Origin of the sequence: Halomarina litorea, from assembly GCF_024227715.1 — an archaeon.
Classification (GTDB): Archaea; Halobacteriota; Halobacteria; order Halobacteriales; family Haloarculaceae; genus Halomarina; species Halomarina litorea.
In genome coordinates, this window is the sequence record NZ_CP100448.1 from 1,255,590 (window position 1) to 1,270,284 (window position 14,695).

The 14,695-nt window shown below is 67.0% G+C and carries 15 protein-coding genes; 4 read left to right on the forward strand and 11 right to left on the reverse strand.

Translation table 11 applies throughout. From position 1 onward, the window contains the following. Positions 1–219: 219 nt before the first annotated feature. The 9 genes from NKG96_RS06885 to NKG96_RS06925 form a co-directional block, all read right to left on the reverse strand. Positions 220–1,008: a DUF7289 family protein gene (locus NKG96_RS06885; RefSeq protein WP_254537777.1), complete on the reverse strand. Its 789-nt coding sequence runs from the start codon at positions 1,006–1,008 to the stop codon at positions 220–222. Beyond that, positions 1,001–1,462 carry a DUF7266 family protein gene (locus NKG96_RS06890; protein ID WP_254537778.1) on the reverse strand — a complete coding sequence of 154 codons (462 nt, stop codon included), beginning with the start codon at positions 1,460–1,462 and terminating at the stop codon, positions 1,001–1,003. Before NKG96_RS06890 ends, NKG96_RS06885 begins: the two co-directional genes overlap by 8 nt. Next, complete coding sequence (locus NKG96_RS06895) at positions 1,459–2,829, reverse strand: DUF7261 family protein (RefSeq protein WP_254537779.1); 1,371 nt, start codon at positions 2,827–2,829, stop codon at positions 1,459–1,461. Before NKG96_RS06895 ends, NKG96_RS06890 begins: the two co-directional genes overlap by 4 nt. Beyond that, on the reverse strand, positions 2,817–3,458 hold the full coding sequence (locus tag NKG96_RS06900; protein ID WP_254537780.1) for a DUF7288 family protein: 642 nt from the start codon (positions 3,456–3,458) through the stop codon (positions 2,817–2,819). Before NKG96_RS06900 ends, NKG96_RS06895 begins: the two co-directional genes overlap by 13 nt. Then, complete coding sequence (locus NKG96_RS06905) at positions 3,458–3,997, reverse strand: DUF7287 family protein (RefSeq protein WP_254537781.1); 540 nt, start codon at positions 3,995–3,997, stop codon at positions 3,458–3,460. Before NKG96_RS06905 ends, NKG96_RS06900 begins: the two co-directional genes overlap by 1 nt. A 43-nt stretch (positions 3,998–4,040) precedes the next feature. Beyond that, a complete protein-coding gene (locus NKG96_RS06910; protein WP_254537782.1) occupies positions 4,041–6,080 on the reverse strand; it encodes a type II secretion system F family protein in 2,040 nt (679 codons plus the stop codon). Further along, on the reverse strand, positions 6,077–8,398 hold the full coding sequence (locus NKG96_RS06915; RefSeq protein WP_254537783.1) for a type II/IV secretion system ATPase subunit: 2,322 nt from the start codon (positions 8,396–8,398) through the stop codon (positions 6,077–6,079). The genes NKG96_RS06910 and NKG96_RS06915 overlap by 4 nt, the downstream gene beginning before the upstream one ends. Positions 8,399–8,476: 78 nt before the next feature. After that, positions 8,477–9,622 (reverse strand): pyridoxal phosphate-dependent aminotransferase, encoded by a 1,146-nt coding sequence (locus NKG96_RS06920; protein ID WP_254537784.1) that lies wholly within the window; start codon positions 9,620–9,622, stop codon positions 8,477–8,479. Beyond that, positions 9,619–10,107, reverse strand: a complete 489-nt coding sequence (locus NKG96_RS06925; RefSeq protein ID WP_254537785.1) for an Lrp/AsnC family transcriptional regulator — start codon at positions 10,105–10,107, stop codon at positions 9,619–9,621. The genes NKG96_RS06920 and NKG96_RS06925 overlap by 4 nt, the downstream gene beginning before the upstream one ends. Positions 10,108–10,291: 184 nt before the next feature. On the opposite strand from NKG96_RS06925, the gene NKG96_RS06930 reads away from it, so the two are divergent. Next, positions 10,292–10,459 (forward strand): DUF7317 family protein, encoded by a 168-nt coding sequence (locus NKG96_RS06930; RefSeq protein ID WP_254537786.1) that lies wholly within the window; start codon positions 10,292–10,294, stop codon positions 10,457–10,459. A gap of 67 nt (positions 10,460–10,526) precedes the next feature. Then, a complete protein-coding gene (locus tag NKG96_RS06935; protein WP_254537787.1) occupies positions 10,527–10,709 on the forward strand; it encodes a DUF7317 family protein in 183 nt (60 codons plus the stop codon). Between the two features lie 104 nt (positions 10,710–10,813). On the opposite strand, the gene NKG96_RS06940 is transcribed toward NKG96_RS06935, so the two are convergent. Both NKG96_RS06940 and NKG96_RS06945 read right to left on the reverse strand, forming a co-directional pair. Next, the gene (locus NKG96_RS06940) at positions 10,814–11,830 is read right to left on the reverse strand and encodes a lysylphosphatidylglycerol synthase transmembrane domain-containing protein (protein ID WP_254537788.1); all 1,017 of its coding nucleotides are present in this window, start codon (positions 11,828–11,830) and stop codon (positions 10,814–10,816) included. A 62-nt stretch (positions 11,831–11,892) separates the two neighbouring features. Then, a complete protein-coding gene (locus NKG96_RS06945; RefSeq protein ID WP_254537789.1) occupies positions 11,893–13,482 on the reverse strand; it encodes a uracil-xanthine permease family protein in 1,590 nt (529 codons plus the stop codon). A gap of 216 nt (positions 13,483–13,698) precedes the next feature. On the opposite strand from NKG96_RS06945, the gene NKG96_RS06950 reads away from it, so the two are divergent. Both NKG96_RS06950 and NKG96_RS06955 read left to right on the forward strand, forming a co-directional pair. After that, complete coding sequence (locus NKG96_RS06950; protein WP_254537790.1) at positions 13,699–14,172, forward strand: hypothetical protein; 474 nt, start codon at positions 13,699–13,701, stop codon at positions 14,170–14,172. Between the two features lie 70 nt (positions 14,173–14,242). After that, the gene (locus tag NKG96_RS06955; protein ID WP_254537791.1) at positions 14,243–14,671 is read left to right on the forward strand and encodes an EamA family transporter; all 429 of its coding nucleotides are present in this window, start codon (positions 14,243–14,245) and stop codon (positions 14,669–14,671) included. Positions 14,672–14,695: the final 24 nt, after the last annotated feature.

Consider the following 14,695-nt stretch of genomic DNA (forward strand, 5'->3'; position numbering starts at 1 on the left):
GCGTCCCGAGGAGTTCGCGTGGCTCACGACGAGTGGTCGGCGTCCCCCAGTCGTCCGCGGCGGGCGGACCGGCAAACCCACTGTCTGAGTCGTCCCATCCCCACCCCTCCTGGCCGTCGCGAATAGCGCGGAGGGGGACGAAAGAGAGACGACACGGACCGCCGGTAGCCGGTGGCGGTCGAGGGGAACGGGACCGGCATACGGGGCCCCCGGGCCGGGTCAGACGGTCAGTTCCACGTCGATACCCGTCGAGGTGAGGTAGAGCGAGTCGGACTTGACGGTGCAGACCACCTCGCTGCGACCGCCGCCGAGGTACGTCGTCGTGCAGAGCGGGTCGGCGGGAGTCCAGTCTGCTCCAGCCCACGTCACCCGGTCGTTGATGTACCGCTCCCACATGGCCGCCCGCGGGGTGGTCGTCTCGATGCGGAGGGTCATCTTCGGGTTCGAGTTGTTTTGCACGAGCAACGCCTGGCCCGTTCTGACCCCACGGACCAGCGCCGTCGCGTCGCCGGTCACCGACGACTGTCCCGTGTTGCTGGTGACGACGTACGAGAGAACGACTACCTGGTCACTGAACAGAAGCGGTGGTTTGGTGACCATCCGGGCATAGCCGTCGGCCGACCGGACGACCGCCCCTCCCTCGTAGACGAGGTCCGTCCCCGCCGCCGAGAACACCACCGGCTGGAGGTTGGCCTCGTAGTATATCTGTTCCCCGGCTTCGTCGGTGTCGTTCTCGATGGAGACGTTCATGGACGTCGTCTCGCCGAACGAGAGGCCGGCATCTGCGAGTTTGATCTCGGTCTTGCGGCTGGGTGCGCCCTCGCGGTAGATGTCGGCCATGTTGTCGCCGAGGACCTCGAACGCCCGTTCGGCGTTGTCGACGCGTTCGGCGTTACGTGCGCTCTCGAGTCCAGTGAACCCGACAGCGTAGACGACGCCCGTCGTCGCCGCGATGAGCGAGAACACGAGGACGAACGCGACCACGTCGCTCACGCCGCGGCTATCCATCGGTCACCTCCAGTCCGGTCGCCGGGTCGTACGTGACGACGACCCGATCCCCCGTGAGCGACGACTCGACGAGCGTCGACTGGAGCGCCATGTCCACCTCGACGGTCACCGAGGGGTTCGACGTGCTGAGTCGGAGATAGGTGTCTGTCGGCGGGAAGTTCTCCGGGTCGTCGACGACCACCTCGACGGTGTAGGTCGCCCCGGCGACTGTCGGGGGGACGTCCCGGCGGATAGCGAACGTGGCGTCCCCCGCCTGCGCGAGGCGGTCGGCCGCGCTCACGTCCGCGGCGACCATCTGGCCGACGACCTGCAACTCCGAGCGAATCGTCCGCTCGCGCTGGTCCTCGACCATCCCACCGGCACCCATCAGGAGACCGGTGATGAGGATGCTCGTGATGCCCAGCGTGAGGACGTAGCCGAGAGTCGTCGAGGTGGCGCGGGTGTCGCGAGTCACGGCGGGCACCCCGTGTCGTTGCCGTCGGCCTCCGCGTGGTGGCGTTGGGTGACCTTCCGCGTGTTTCCGGCGGTATCCGTGACTACGATACTGATGTCGTAGTCTCCTCCCGGAAGTATCGGTCCGGTTAGGGTCTCGGGACCTCCTGTGGCCCCTCCAGTCGCCGAATCGAGCCTAGTTCCCGACGTATCGTTGAGGTAGAGGGTGGTGGAAATCGCTCCGAGGCTGTCGTCGGGGTCCGCCGCAGTCCAGGTAACGCCGAACCGGACGTTGCTACTGTTGTTCAGGTCGTCGACGATGAACGAGGTGACCTGCGGCGTGGCCGCGGCCGCACCGAGCTCACCCGGCGCGACCCGAACCGTCGGGTCGTCGTACTCGATGGACTCGGCGTGGTAGCTGATGTTGACAGTCCCGGCGTAGAGCGCGGGCGAGACGGCGGGGTAGCCCTTCCCGAGCAGATAGTACGTCGACGGCGAACCGCAGAACGACCCGTAGTTCGCCCGGTCGACCGCGTCGGTGAACGTTCCGTTCGGGTTCGCCGTCCCGTCGATAGTCCGGTCGACGGTCAGTTCGTACGTGCCGGTGACGGTGTCGCCGTTCGCGAAGTGGACGTCGTACGGCCCACTCACCGACTCGATGGTCGCGAGTGCATCGCAGCGGACACCGTTGACCGTCCCTTCGCCGACGTCGATGCGAAGCTCCGAGGTGGAGGTCGTCGGACAGGTGGCGAACGACGTACCGTCGTAGACGCCGACCGTGAGCTCCGACACCGAACTGTCGTTATAGACGGCCATCCGCCAGTCACCGTCGTCGAAGTCGACGCTGAAGAACGTCTCCTCGCTCCACGTCCCGTCGTCGAGTTCGTCGCTCACCGTCGTCTCGTCGACGGAAGCCCCGCTCGTGACGGTCATCTCGAAGTCTCGGACGTGCACCGACGACGCGACGGTCCAGTCCGTAGTGTTTCCGTCGCGCGGGAGGAAATGCCCGGACGTGCGATCGACGACCCGGACACCGTGGACGACGTCACCCGTCGACGAGACCCGGAGTGACCGGCCGTTGAACGCGGTGTAGCTGGAGGCGTTTTCCGACCACCACCGGACGTTCGTCCCGAACCTGGATTCGAGCGTGCCGTAGTCCAATGGGGACGAGCGGTCGTTCGCCCCGTCCATGACCACACCCGTCCCCTCGACTGCCGCGTGGTGGGCTTCGAGCGCATCCCTCGCACCCGAGTCCACCTCGCGGCTCGCGACGTTCTCCGTGTAGATGGCGGTGTTCAACACCAGCGCGAGGGTGACGAGGACGACGGCGAGGCTGAGCCCCGCGACGAGGATGAGCTGGCCGCGCTCCCGTGCGCTCACTGCCGCCACACGACCACCTCCACGCGGACGACGTTGAACACCGGACTGTCGGGATTGGCGTCGAGTGCGTAGAACTCGTCGCCGGCCCCCGCGAGCGTCGTCCCGGTCGGCCGTGCGACGTCCGTCGAGTCGCCGTCCGCCTCGGGTTCGTGGAGCACGTCACCGTCGTACAGCGTCACCAGTGTCGTCGCCACCACGGCGTTGTCGCTCGGTTCCCCCTGGTACACCATGCGGAGGCGGGCGGTGTCGCCGCCAGCGGTCTGGTAGACGACGAAGACGTTGTACGCGAGGCCCTCCCCGCCGAAGGTCCGGTCGAGTAGGGCGCCGAAGCGGTTCGTCGGCGGGTCGTTCGTGTAGAACGCCTCGCCGCTCGTCTCGTGGAACCCGAACCGGCCGTCGTCCCGCCCGTCGGCCGAGTCGTTCCCGTACAGGAGCGCGGGTTTGAGCGCCCCCTCTCTGGAGGCGATTTCGAGGAGACCCTCGGCCGTCGCCTGTTGCTGGTTCTCGATGTGCTGGCTGGAGGTGCTCGCGGAGAGGGGCGTCACCGCCGTCACCTGCAAGGCGAACACGAGACTGGTCAGGAGCAGCATCGAGGTGACGACGGCCTCCAGCGTGTGTGCCTGTCCACGTCGGTCCATCACCACACCACCACCCGGAGTCTCGCGTCGATTCCCGTTCCAACCGGGAGGTAGACTACGCGTTTCGTTACGACAGTCCCCACCGAATTAGACGGAGGTCCACCGATCCGGTAGGCCGTCCCGCTACACGACTCGGTTTCGGGGTCGAAGTCCGTCAGCTCACTCCCTGTATCACAGAGGGTTCCTTGGGTTCCGTTGCCGTCGGCATCGCCAGTTATCTCGATGGAGAGACGGAACCCCGTCCCGGCCGGCCGGCCCTCGGCTCCGACACGGGCGTTGAGGCTCACGTCGTCCTCGAATCGACAGTCGGGCGGGACGCTGTTGCTGGTGTTGCCGTCGCGTCCCTCAGCGAAGAACTCCGTCGTGCATGTCCGGTTGAGGACCCCCGGTTCAGCGGGGTCACCGAGCATCCCGTCCGCGAGCGTATCTGCCAAACGATTTGTGGCCACGGTCTCTTCCTCCAGCCCACCGGTGAACGGCTGGATCATCCCGGGAGCGAACGCGAAGACGAACGCCGTCGCGATGACGAAGACGCTCATCCCGATGGCGAAGTCGAAGGTGGTCTGTCCTTTCGTGTCCATCTCAGATCACCAGAAACACCAGTAGCGAGAACGTCGGCAGAATGACGACGAACTTCATCCCGGACAGCAGGCTCACGTCGCGGATGTACCCCGCGATGAGCCCCGAGATGATGGCCTGGAAGGTGACGGCGTGGAAGAACAGCAGCGTCAGCAGTTCGATGTCCACGCCCTCGGTGAACCCACCGGACGACGCGCCGCCCGCGCCCCCACCGGACGCCCCGCCGGACCCACCGGAGGCCTGCGAGGCGAGGTCGGCCATCACGTCGAGGAACTTCAGCTTCAGGATGGCCATGACGCCCAGCAGCGTCAGGAACGTCATGATGATGATGACCACCTGCATCCGCGTGCGGGACTTCCGGTCGCGGTCGATGTCGTCCTGGTTCTCGGAGGCCTGCGCGGCCGTCGAGAGGACGGCCGTGATCTGACTGGACGCCTCCTGTGCCTTCGAGATGAGCTTCACCGTCCGCGCGAGGCGGGGGATGTGGTACTTGTTGTTGAACTCCCGGAGGGCGTCCTTGAGGCCGGTGCCGTAGTTGACCTTCGCGTGGATGGTCTCGAACTCGTCGGCCAGTCGACCGCTGGAGGTGTCGGCGACGACGCGCATGGACTCGAGGAGCGTCATCCCGGTGTCGTTCGCGCTGGACAGTTTCCGGAGGTCCTCGGAGAGTTTCCCCACCACGGAGCGCCGGGTCTTGACGTTCCACTCGTAGAAGACGGCGAGGGGGAGCAGATTGACGTACAGCGGGAGGTAGATGAGGAAGAACGTCCCGCGGACGGGCGCGTCCTTCAGCCCCTCGATGGACAGCGGAGCGAACCCCGCGAGGACGGAGATGCCGACGAGGACGACGGTGGCGGGGACGGTGATGAGCAGTACCGTCAGCGGGTGGTCCCGGAAGAAGATGTGCGGGCGCTTGAGGAGTTGGACCGTCTCGTAGTTCCCCTCGCGGCTCTTCACGCGGTCGAACACGCTGTGGGTCCCGGCGTAGCGCTCGACGAGACCGAGGCTGAACATGCCCTCAGTCGCCTCGTCGTGGCCGTCCCCCTCCTCCCGGAGGTACCCATTTCCGACCTCGTCTTGCACGACGGTGGAGACGAGAACGAGGAAGCCCGCACCCACCAGCGGGATGAGACCGTAGACCGTCCCGTACAGCAGTTGGGTCTGCGACTCGCCCATCATGCTCATGATGACGAGGATGATGATGAGCAAGAGCGGGAACAGCGAGAGCGTCATGTACATCTCGCCGAACAGTTCGAGCGTCTCCAGGACCGTCTCCTGTTCCTGCTTGGAGGTCCGCATCTGCTTGTCCTTCTGGTCCTCGAGGAACTGGCTCATGTTCCCCCCGGAGTTGACGATGGAGAGCATGTCGGTGAGGAACTGGCTCAGCTCGTCGCTCGGCGTGACCATCGCCTGGTTGGCGATGGCCGTCCGGTAGTCCGTGTCGAAGTACTGCGTCTCGAGGATGATTGCCTGGAACTCCTTCGCCACCTCGCCGTACGTGTCGTCGGCCGCCGCGATGGCCTCCAGAATCTCCAGTTGGTTCAGCCCGCCCACCGAGAGGGCGTACATGAACGACACCGAGTCCGACAGCAGGACGTTTATCTCGCGTTTCCGTTCGCCGGCCTTCATGTACGGGACCATCACGATCGTCCCGAACCCGAGGCCGAAGCCGATGGCCCCGAAGACGATTCCGCCGATGATGATGAGCGCGGGCACCTTGATGGCCTGCACCAGCGCGAGCGTCTCGCCCTGCAGGGGGAGGCCGAGGATGCTCGGCGTCCCCTGGACGAACAGTTCGAACACGAGGTAGACCAGCACCGTCCCGACCAGCCAGAGGACGAAGCCGGCGAGGACGCCGACCGCGAGCGCCCGCGCGAGGTACAGCTCGACGGTCTGTGGCATCCGCGCCGCGGCGAGTTTGCGTTCGAGCGAGTCGACGAAGTCGCCGTCCTCGTCGAACAGCATCGCGGAGAGGGGGACGAACGCGTCGCCGAACGCACCGGAACTGACCTGTTCTGCGCCCGACCCGGACCCGAGGCTCATTGCCCCCCACCTTTCGGTCGGAAGCCGCCGAACTCGTCGTCGTCCTCGGTCTCGGGCATCGCGAGCGCTTCGGCGAGGGTGTCACGCTCTGTCTCGCGGTACTCGGCGAGGAGGTGGTCGGCGTCCGCGAGGAGTTCCTCGACGGCCCCCAGCATCTCCTCGTTCGGGTCCGGTCGGGGGACCATCTCCTCCTTCTCGGGGTCGATGTCGATCTCGACGGACTCCATCTCGCGGAGGTCCTCCAGACTCTGTTCGAGGTCGTCGTCCGCGATGAGACCGAGGATGGTGTCCTGGTCGTTGATGAACGCCTGCAGGGTCGCGGCGACCTGCGTGTACGTGTTCAGGTTGTTGCGGATGAGGTACGCGAGGACGACCCGCCGCTTGAGCAGTTCCCGGTCGAGTTTCTCCCGGTTCCACCCGCGGTCGAACATGATCTCCTCGATGGTGTTCGACTGGCCCATCTCGAGGTACTCGTCGGTCTCGGCCTGCCACTGGTAGACGTCCTGAACGTTGATCTCGTCGTTCTCGGGGTCGTACCGGTTGATCTCGGTAAGCGACTTGTTCCGGCGGACCTTGTTCCCGCCCACCCGCGTGGAGGTCTGGACGGAGACGAGGTCGAGGGCGGTGAACATCGTCTTCGAGACCATGATGGGTTCGGTCGTGAACCGCTTGATGACCTCCCCCACCGAGTCGGCGTGGAACGTCGTCAGCGTGGTGTGGCCCGTACTCATGACCTGGAAGAGGGTCCGCCCCTCTTCCCCGCGAATCTCGCCCATCACGATGTACTCGGGTCGCTGCCGGAGCGCCGCTTCGAGGAGGTCGAACTCGTCGACGTCGCCCTTCCCGTCGTCGGAGAAGGAGGGACGGGTCACCGAGGCGATCCAGTTGCGCTGGGGAAGTTCGACCTCGCGGGTGTCCTCGATGGAGACGATCTTCGACTTCGAGGGGATGAACAGCGAGACGGCGTTGAGCGAGGTGGTCTTCCCCGAGGCCGTCCCGCCCGCGAAGATGAGCGACTTGTTGTTCTCGATGCAGAGCCAGAGGTACGCCATCTCGTCGAGCGAGAACGTGTTCCAGTTGATGAGGTCGATGGGCGTGAACGGGACGTCCTTGAACTGCCGGATGGTGTAGTTCGTCCCGTGGTCCGAGACCTCCTTGCCGAGGGTGAGTTGCGCGCGGGAGCCGTCCGGGAGGGTACAGTCGACCTGCGGGGAGCGCTTGGAGATGCCCTTGCCCGAGCGCTGGGCCATCTTGACGACGAAGTCGTCGAGGTCCGTCTCGCCGTGGTAGACGTTCGAGATGATCTGTTCGTGGTCGGTGTGGTAGACGAACACCGGTGAGTGGTAGCCGTCACACGAGACGTCCTCCACGTTGATGTCGTGTTTGATGGGGTCGATGCGCTCGTAGCCCACGAAGTCCCGCTTGAGGAGGTAGAGGAGCTTCTCGAGTTGGTACTCCGTGAGCGTCGGCGAGTCCTCCTCGAGGAGGGCGGGTTCGGGACGCGCGGCGATGCCGTCCAGCTGTCCCGTGTGTTCGACGTGTTCCGTCTCGAAGCCGAACAGCGCCTTCAACTGGCCGACGACGCCACCCTCGGCCGACTCGCCGGGGGCCGTGTCCGTCAGCACCGACGCGTCGCCCTCGAAGAGGTCGTAGCGGTCCAGCAGGCGCTTCGTCTCGCGTTCGATGACGTCCGAGCGGGCGTCGATTCCGCCGTGGACGATGACGTCGTCGTCGGAGTACTTGATGGCGGTCTTGAGCTTCCCCGACAGGAACTGTCGGAGGTCCGCCTCGATGTCCGTCAGGTACGGTTCGACGACGTAGTACTTCTGTTCGTTCTCCTTCTCGGAGTGGAAGATGACGACGAACGCGTGGGGTTTGTTCACCCAGTAGCGGTCCACCTCGACGAAGTGAGACTTCTTCTCCTGGGGGACGGCCTTCTCGAGGTCGTAGCGGTTGGCGACGGTGGTGTGACCCTCGACGGTCGAGAAGAAGGCGTCCTCGTCGCGGTCCTCGTCCACCCGCACCGTCCGCTCCTCGAAGACGTCGGCGAGGACGTCCGCGGCGTCGCCGCCGCCCGCGAATCGCCCCTCCAGGTCGTCGGGGTCGAACCCGAGGGCGTCCGCCTCGTCGAAGGGGACGACCTCCCCTTCGTCGTCTCGGGGCGGTTGGCCCTCCTCGTCGTAGTAGTACTCCCGCTTGTAGTCCTCCCACGTGTACTCGCCGACGGTGACGTCCGGTGCATCCGGGTCGTCGGTACTCCCGGGTGCCTGCTCTCCGGCCTCCTCCCCTCGGCTCGGCAGAGCATCTCGAATAGCCATGAAATTGGATAGTTCTTCCCTTCAAAAAGGTTTGCGTCTACGTAACAAAACGGCGGCGCGAGTCGCCGGGCGCGTCGCTCAGTGCAGGAACGCCTCTAACCGGTCCATCGCCTCTCTGAGGTCGTCTAGGCCCGTTGCGTAGGACGCCCGGAGGTGCCCCGTGCCGCCCGCGCCGAAGGCGCTTCCGGGGACCATCGCCACCCCCTGTTCGTCGAGGAGGGCCTCGGCGAACTCGCCGGCGTCGTCCCACGGTGACTCGGGGAAGACGTAGAACGCCCCGGTCGCCTCGAAGCAGTCGATGCCCATCTCCTCGAATCGGGAGAGGACGAACCGGCGCCGGCGGTCGTACTGCGAGCGCATCGAGACCACGTCGTCCTCGCACTCCCGCAGGGCGGTGAGCGCGGCGAACTGCGCGGTGGTCGGGGCCGAGAGCATCGTGTACTGGTGGACGCGGTTCATCGCGCCGATGGCGTCCGCCGGGCCGAGGGCGTAGCCCAGCCTGAGGCCGGTCATCGCGTAGGCCTTCGAGAAGCCGTTGAACACCACCGTCCGCTCGCGCATCCCCGGCAGGGTGGCGATGGAGGTGTGCTCGCCCTCGTAGGTGAGTTCCGAGTATATCTCGTCGGAGAGCACCGTCAGGTCGTGCTCGCGGGCGAAGTCGGCGACCGCCTCCAGTTCACCCCCGTTCATCGTCGCCCCCGTCGGGTTGTTGGGGTAACAGAGGACGAGCATCTCGGCGTCGGCCGCGCCCGAGGCTTCGAGGATCTCGGGGGTGAGCGCGAAGTCGTCCTCGACGCGGGTGGGAACCGGGAGGGGGTCGCCGCCGGCGAACTGGACGCTCGGGACGTACGAGACGTACGACGGCTGGGCGATGGCGACGGTGTCACCGGGGTCGACGAGCGCACGGAATGCGAGGTCGATGGCTTCGCTCGCACCCGCCGTGACGACGATTTCGTCGTCGGGATCGTACGCGAGGTCGTAGCGGGTGACGTAGTCCGCTATCTCCTCGCGGAGGTCCCGGCGTCCCCGGTTGGCGGTGTAGGAGGTGCGCCCGCGTTCGAGCGAGTCGATGGCGGCCTCGCGGGCGCGCCACGGCGCGGAGAAGTCCGGTTCGCCGACGCCCAGCGAGATGACGTCGTCCAGTTCCTCGGCGAGTTCGAAGAACCGACGGATGCCCGACGGGGGAACCGAGGCGACGCGCTCGGAGACGGTGAACCTGCTCATGGCGTGACCGACAGGCGGTCGTCGTCCCCGCCGTCGTCGAACTGGAGGCCGCCGTCCTTGTACGTGTCCATGATGAAGTGCGTCACCGTCTGGGTGACCTCGGGGACCGGCGCGACCTGCTCGCTGACGAACCGCGAGAGCGCGCCCAGCGAGTCCGCCTCGACCTCCAGCGCGAAGTCGTAGTCGCCGCTGACGAGGCGGAGCGAACGGACCTCGTCGAACTTCGCGAGTCGGCGGGCGATGTCGTCGTAACTCGTCTCGCGGTCGAGGGTCACGTTGCACTCGAGGAAGGCCCGCACCGTCCCGTCGTCCAGCCGGTCGGGGTCGACGACCGCCTGGTAGCCCCGGACGACGCCCGCCGCTTCCAGTTCCTCGATTGCCGCCTCCACGGCGTCCTCGTCGGTGCCGAGCAAGCGTGCGAGGTCCGCGGTCGTGTAGCGGGCGTTCTCGCGGAGCAGTTCGAGGAGGTCGCGTCGGTCGTCCATGCTCCGACACGGAGCGACCGCGTGAAAAAGGCTTCCGACCCGTCAGTGATTGTAGCAACCCACACGGTCCCGACGCGAGCGCTGGTTGCCACACGTCGGTTAATAGCTCGCTACTCTGGACGTGTGTATCGGTAGCTCGCCAGTAACTTTACGTACTGGTGTGCTGTAGCCGTACGAGTACACGATGACCAGACACGCCGTCGACACCGCGCGCGCACTCTACCTCGCCGGGACCCTCACGCTCGAACAGGCGGCCGGCTACGCCGGCTGTACCCCGGAACGGCTCGCGGAGCGCCTCCACCTCCCCGACCCCTCCATCGACCTTCCAGACGCGACCGTTTCGGCAAGGTAGTATAAGGTGATGGGTTGATGTATTATCTCACGATATACTTATAGGCCATAGGGACAACAGACCAACCATGCGCCAGCACGCCGTCACGACGGCGACGGTCCTCTACGAGGCAGGGACGCTCACACTGACACAGGCCGCCGATTACGCCGGTGTCTCCGCCGGGAAGATGCGCGAGACGCTCCGCGCGCGCGGCATCGACGTGCGCGTCGAGTCCCTCGCCGTCGAGGAGACGCCCGTCGCCGCGGACTGAGTCGCCGAGCGTCCGACGCCGCCCCCCTGGGGCAGCGTCGCCTCGGCGTTCACCGACGCCGTGCCGCCCGTTCTCGATGTGTCTTTCGTTCACACACCGTACGGTCAATCGGTCAGTATCACCGACGCCGCTCCGCCCCCCACGACCGTCGGGAGCCAGTACGTCGCCGCGCGGTGGATCAGCACCGCCGCGCTCACCGTCCCCACCGCCGCCGGCGAGACGGCCACGAGCAACCCGATGAGTAGCGCCTCCACGCCTCCGAGTCCGCCCGGTGTCGGCGCCAGCGCCGCGAGGTCGCCGACCGGGACGGCGAGGAACGTCACGAGGTAGGGGACCGACACGCCGAGGCTGGCGAGCGCGAGCCACAGCGAGGTGGCGAGCGCGACCCACCCCAGCGCCGAGAAGCCGACGGCGAGCGCCAGCCGTCGCCGGTCGGAGCCGACTCGCTCGATGGACTCGAAGAACCCCTCGATGCGCCGTTCGACGGCGTCGTCCGCCGGGGTCGAGACCACCGGGAGCGCGTTCGCGACGGTCCGGACGACGGGGGTGAGCGCCCGCACTACCGCCCGCTCGATTCGATACCGGTTCGTCCACCCGACGTACACGCCCACCGGAACGACGACGGCGAGGGCGAGTACCGTCGCAGCCACGTACTCCAGTCGCTGGCCGAACGTGATGCGGGTGGCGACGAACCCCAGTCCGAGGAGTCCGAGTGTCAGCGTCGGGACGAAGTGGAGTGCGTCCACGCTGGCGATGGTCGCGAGGCCGTCCTCGTAGTCGCGGTCGGTGGCCCGCGAGATCAGCAACGCCGAGAGCGGTTCGCCGCCGGCCTGCCCGAACGGGGTGACGTTGTTGGCGAACGTCGCACCCGCGAAGACGACCAGCGACTCGAAGACGCCGCGCCGTTCGCCGAGCGACCCCAGCACGACCCGGAGCGAGAGTCCCCACGAGCAGAGCCAGACCGTGGCCGCGAGGAGGACTCCGAGGAGGTATCGCGGGCGAGCGTCCCGGAGCGCCGAGAGGACGCTGTCGACCCCGACGAGCCAGAACACCAGTCCGAACGCGAGGCAGCCGCCGACGAAGCCCACGACGACGGTCCGGGTGTCCGCTTTCAGTTGCACGTCCCTACCCTCACGCCTCGTCGGCAAGAACGCGAGGGTTGCACCGTCCACGACGGCCGCGCTCAGTCGCCCTCGCTCGTGGGCGCGCCCCCGTCGCGGCCCCGGATGCGGTCGACGACGGAGACGAACTCGGCGTCGTCCTCCGTGAGGTCGCGCCACGCCGTCAGGCCGCGTTCCTCGTCGGTCCCGGGGATAGTGTTGTCGAGGAAGAAAGCGAGGAGGCCCCCCACGGCCATCCCCGTCCCGCCGATGACGTAGACGGTCTGTGCGACCACGTCTGTCCCGAGGGCGGGACCGAGCACCGCGACGTCGGCCAGTCCGGCCTGCAGTTGCCCCGCGCTGATGCCACCCATGTACGCCGGAATCGCGAGCCCCGCGAACAGCGAGAAGCCGACGACGAAGATGTTGCGCTGCTTGTCGAGGTCCACGTACTTCAGACTCGACAGACCCACGGCGGCTATCTGCCCGAACATGACGACGTAGAGGCCGCCGATGATGGGCGCGGGCATGGTGGCGAACAGCGTCCCGAAGTAGCCCACGTAGCCCACGAGGAGCATCACGACCGCGCCGATCTGGACGACGTACCGCGAGGCGACGCCCGTGATGCCGATGGCTCCGACGTTCTCCGTATAGGAGGTACAGCCGTTGCCGGTACCCATGATGCCGGCGAACAGCGACCCGAGCCCCTCCATTCCGATGCCGTGGTCGATGCGGCGGGGACTCGGCGCGCCCTTCCCCGCCATCCGGGCGACGGAGTGGTAGTCCCCGAAGCTCTCGATGACCGACGCGAGCATCCCCGCGAACATTCCGACGACGAACGACGCCTCGAACGCCGGCAGCCCCCACTGGAACGGGACGATGGGCTGGAGCGGTTGTGCGGCCGCCACAGCACCCAGATCGACGTAGCCGGGCGACCCCGGCGCGTAGACGCCCGCGACCGAGAGGACCGCCGCGAGCATCCACGCGACGGCCAGTCCGAGCAGGACTGGGAACAGCTTGAACGCCCGCGAGCGCCGGTCGAGGTACTGCGAGAAGAGGACGATGAGCACCACAGTCGCCCCGAGGAGCCACCAGTTCTGCTGGGCCCCCTCGACGCCCGACATCACGTCCGTAATCTGGGGGACGCCGAACAGCGAGAGGCCGATGAGCGTGATGACCGGCGAGATGACCAGCGGGCCGACGTAGCGCTTCAGTCGGCCCATCACGCCGAAGTAGCCGATGCCCATCTCGGTGAGGCCGGCGACGATGACCGCGCCCTGTAGGTTGACGATCATCGTCTCCCACCCCACCCCGCGGTCCTGCAGGACGAGGATGATGGCGATGGCGGGCGCGAGCATCGAGAACGTCCCGCCCTGCACGATAGGGTAGCGGTTTCCAATCGTGGTCTGTCCCAGCGTCGCCACCCCCGAGACGACGAAGAACGTCCCGATGAGGCGCGCCGTCGCCCAGTCGGGCATCCCCATCGTCGTCGCCAGCACGAGCGGAATCGCCACGCTGGCACCGATCATCGTCAGGTAGTGCTGGAAGCCGAGCAACACGGACGTGCCAAGCGGCGGGCGGTCCTCGATGCCGTACTCGACGAAACTCGCCGCCTCGCGCTCCCCGACCGTCCCGTCGGTCCCGGTCGCCTCCGACCGCTCGCCGTCACTCATCGGTCGATACCCCCCGAACCCCCCGTTCTGCGTACCCGTCGCACATGCAGTCGTCTGGCGAGTGGTGGCCCATGGCGTGAATAAACCTACCGAGTGGGCCGCACACGTCCCGCTCGGACGACAGGTCGGAGGCGCGATGGCCGAGGACCCGAGGGAGTCGAGCGGCCGACCGTTGCAAGCCCAACCACTACTCGGCGGCCGCCCCACCCGTCGCGTATGGGTACGCGATACGACGAGGGCGAGGTGGTCGCGACGCCGGACGGTCGTGGCGTCGTCGCGGCCGTCCCGACCGACTCCTTCGAGTTCCCACAGGCGAACGGCGGCCTCACCGAGGTGACAGCGAGCGACGACCGGCCAGCGCACGTCGTCGGCCTCGAATCGGGCGGTTCCGCGGTCTACCGCGCCTCGGCCATCGAGGGGACCGACTTCGAGGGGGACGACACGACGACCGAGACGACGGACGACGACCGCCTCACCGCCGTCGTGGACGAGGGCGTGGACGGTCTCGACGAGTTGCCGGAGGGGTGGGACCGCGAGAGCGTCCTCGAGTTCTGGTCGTCCGTCGGCGGGACGTGGGAGTCGGCGGTGTCGGATCTGACAGACGAGTTCGGCGAGGACCGCGCGAAACAGTTGGCCGCCGCGATGAAGGACGAACTGCTCGGTACCGAGCGCTGGCGGAACCGCTTTTGAGGGGCGTCACCGGGGCACACCCGGGTGGTCGATTCGAAACCCACACTCCCGGAGACGTGCTTCGGCGAGTATGAACCTCACGTCGAGCTATCTCCTGTGGGCGGCGGTAGCCCTCGCGGCCTACACGTTCGTCCCCGTCTTCACGAAAGCGGCCACCGACGGCATCCCGAGCAACACCGTCGCCTTCTGGGCAAACGCCATCCTCGCCGTTCTCGCCCTCGGCGTCGTCCTCGTCTCCGACGACCCCATCGTCGGTGCGCTGGACCACCCGAAGGCGCCGTACATGCTCGCGGGCGGCCTCTGTCTCGCCGTCGGCATCATCTCGTACTACCGGGCGCTGTCGCTCGGCCCCGTGAGCATCGTCGTCCCCGTCTTCGGCCTCTTCCTCGTGACCAGTCCCCTCGTGGGCGCGGTACTGCTGGACGAACCGCTGACCCTGCGGAAGGCGGCGGGCGTCGTCATCGCACTCGTCGGCGTCTACCTCGCGACGAGCGGGTAGGCCGTTCCGACCGGCGGCGAGGGA

Coding starts and splice junctions, on each gene's coding strand:
- NKG96_RS06885 (WP_254537777.1), bottom strand. CDS start 1,008: ATGGATAGCCGCGGCGTGAGCGACGTGGTCGCGTTCGTCCTCGTGTTC.
- NKG96_RS06900 (WP_254537780.1), bottom strand. CDS start 3,458: ATGGACCGACGTGGACAGGCACACACGCTGGAGGCCGTCGTCACCTCG.
- NKG96_RS06905 (WP_254537781.1), bottom strand. CDS start 3,997: ATGAGCGTCTTCGTCATCGCGACGGCGTTCGTCTTCGCGTTCGCTCCC.
- NKG96_RS06910 (WP_254537782.1), bottom strand. CDS start 6,080: ATGAGCCTCGGGTCCGGGTCGGGCGCAGAACAGGTCAGTTCCGGTGCG.
- NKG96_RS06915 (WP_254537783.1), bottom strand. CDS start 8,398: ATGGCTATTCGAGATGCTCTGCCGAGCCGAGGGGAGGAGGCCGGAGAG.
- NKG96_RS06920 (WP_254537784.1), bottom strand. CDS start 9,622: ATGAGCAGGTTCACCGTCTCCGAGCGCGTCGCCTCGGTTCCCCCGTCG.
- NKG96_RS06925 (WP_254537785.1), bottom strand. CDS start 10,107: ATGGACGACCGACGCGACCTCCTCGAACTGCTCCGCGAGAACGCCCGC.
- NKG96_RS06930 (WP_254537786.1), top strand. CDS start 10,292: ATGACCAGACACGCCGTCGACACCGCGCGCGCACTCTACCTCGCCGGG.
- NKG96_RS06935 (WP_254537787.1), top strand. CDS start 10,527: ATGCGCCAGCACGCCGTCACGACGGCGACGGTCCTCTACGAGGCAGGG.
- NKG96_RS06945 (WP_254537789.1), bottom strand. CDS start 13,482: ATGAGTGACGGCGAGCGGTCGGAGGCGACCGGGACCGACGGGACGGTC.
- NKG96_RS06950 (WP_254537790.1), top strand. CDS start 13,699: ATGGGTACGCGATACGACGAGGGCGAGGTGGTCGCGACGCCGGACGGT.
- NKG96_RS06955 (WP_254537791.1), top strand. CDS start 14,243: ATGAACCTCACGTCGAGCTATCTCCTGTGGGCGGCGGTAGCCCTCGCG.